At 69.6% G+C, this 2,193-nt stretch carries 2 protein-coding genes; both read right to left on the bottom strand.

Features of this window, described 5'->3' with window-relative positions:
- Positions 1-1,531 (bottom strand): ABC-F family ATP-binding cassette domain-containing protein (locus AC2VOK_RS11630; protein WP_428900604.1); only part of this gene is annotated, 1,531 nt, incomplete at its 3' end.
- Between the two features lie 15 nt (positions 1,532-1,546).
- The coding region (locus AC2VOK_RS11625) for an enoyl-CoA hydratase (protein ID WP_428900603.1) at positions 1,547-2,193 on the bottom strand (647 nt) is incomplete at its 5' end.

The following is a 2,193-nucleotide window of genomic DNA, read 5'->3' as shown; positions in this document are numbered from 1 at the left end:
CACCGGGGTCGTGCGTCACCAGCACCACGGCACCGGCGTAGCTGCGCAGCGCGTCGAGCACCTGCTCACGCGACGCGGGATCGAGGTTGTTGGTCGGTTCGTCCAGCAGCAACACGTTGGCCGTGGACGCCACCAGACCGGCCAGCGCCAGCCGGGTCTTCTCACCGCCGGACAGCGTGCCCGCCGGCTGGTCGAGCTGCGGGCCGCTGAACATGAACGCCCCTAGCAGGCCCCGCAGGTCCTGTTCGCCGGATTCGGGTGCGGCGTGCCGAATGTTCTCCCACACGGTCGCGTCGTCGTCGAGGGTGTCGTGCTCCTGCGCGAAATAGCCGATCCGCAAACCGTGCCCGGGCTCGAGACCTCCGGTGTCGGGAGTTTCCACTCCGGCCAGCAGTCGCAACAGTGTCGTCTTTCCGGCGCCGTTGAGCCCGAGCACCACCACCCGCGAGCCGCGGTCGATGGCCAGGTCCAGCCCGGTGAACACCTCGAGCGAGCCGTAGGTCTTGCTCAACTCCTTGACCACCAGCGGTGTCCGCCCGCACGGGGCCGGCGTCGGGAACTTGATCCGGGCCACCTTGTCGGCGACACGTTCGTCGTCGAGGGCGGCCATCATCCGGTCGGCGCGGCGCAACATGTTCTGTGCCGCAGCGGCTTTGGTCGCCTTGGCGCCCAACTTGGCCGCCTGCTCGCGCAGCGCGGTGGACTTGCGTTCGGCGTTGGCGCGTTCGCGGCGGCGACGCTGCTCGTCGGTGGCCCGGGCGTCGAGATACTTCTTCCAGCCCATGTTGTAGATGTCGACCTCGCCGCGCACCGCGTCCAGAAACCACACCCGGTTGACGACGTCGTCGAGCAATTCGACGTTGTGGCTGATGACGACCAGCCCGCCGGTGTACGCCCGCAGGAAATCGCGCAGCCAGCCGAGCGAATCCGCGTCGAGGTGGTTGGTCGGCTCGTCGAGCAGCAGCGTGGTGTCCGAACCAGAACCGTTGTCGGATGCCGCGAACAGGATGCGCGCCAGCTCCACCCGGCGGCGCTGCCCACCGGACAGGGTGCGCAGTTTCTGCGTCAGCACCCGGTCGGGCAGCCCCAGACTCGCGCAGATGCGGCCGGCCTCGCTTTCGGCGCCGTAGCCCCCCAGCGCGACGAACCGCTCCTCCAACTGCCCGTAACGGCGGATCGCGCGGTCGCGCGCCTCGTCGTCGGCGACCTCGGCCATCAGCACCTGCTGCTTCTCGAGATCGCTGAGCAGCACGTCGAGCCCGCGGGCCGACAGCACCCGGTCGCGCGCCAGCACCTGCAGGTCTCCCTGCTTGGGGTCTTGTGGCAGGTAACCGATTTCGCCGGTGACGGTGACCGAGCCCGCGTAGGGCTGCCCCTCCCCCGCCAGGATCCGCAGGGTGGTGGTCTTGCCCGCGCCGTTGCGCCCGACCAGCCCGATGCGGTCACCGGGCTGCACACGCAGGCTCGGGCCGTCGGGCGACAGCAGGATGCGCGCGCCAGCGCGGACCTCGAGGTCCGTGGCCGTGATCACGATCGCGCCCCTTGCCTATTTGTCGTCGGTGAACACCGCCGGCCGGCGCTCTTTGCGCGCGGCGACTGCCTCTTCGAAGTTCTCGGTGAGCAGGCGGACGAACAGCTGTCCCAAACCCTCGGCCTGCATGTGCCCCTCCAGGCTACCGGCGTCGAGACCGCTCCACAGTGTGCGCTTGGTCAACTCGGTCCCCGGCCGGGAAAACGCCGCGATCCGCGCGGCGATCGCATAGCAGGTGTCCAGCAGCTGGTCCTGGGGCACCTGACACGAGACCAGCCCGATCCGTTCGGCCTCCTCGGCGGTGACGTCACGACCGGTCAGCATGATCTCGAACGCGCGGGAGGATCCGATCGCCCTGGGCAACAGGTAGCTCAGGCCCAGTTCGCTGGCGGTCAGACCGTTGTTGATGCCCGCGGCGCGGAAATACGCGCCGGTCGAGGCGACGCGGATGTCGGCGGCCAGGGCCAGGCACAGACCACCGCCGATGGCCGGGCCGTTGACCGCGGCGATCACCGGTTGATGCAGCCGGCGCAGCGCCAGGATGACCTCGTCGAGGACCTCCATGGAGCGCAGCGCGTAGGTCGGGCGGGTCAACCCGTCGACGTGGGGAACCGTGCCCGCGGATTTGTGGTCGGCGCCCGAGGAGAATCCCCGGCCTGCCC

The sequence above is a fragment of the Mycobacterium sp. TH-M116 genome (assembly GCF_057473685.1).
The sequence above is the reverse complement of the archived record's forward strand: the minus strand, read 5'-3'. Positions and strand labels throughout refer to the sequence as shown.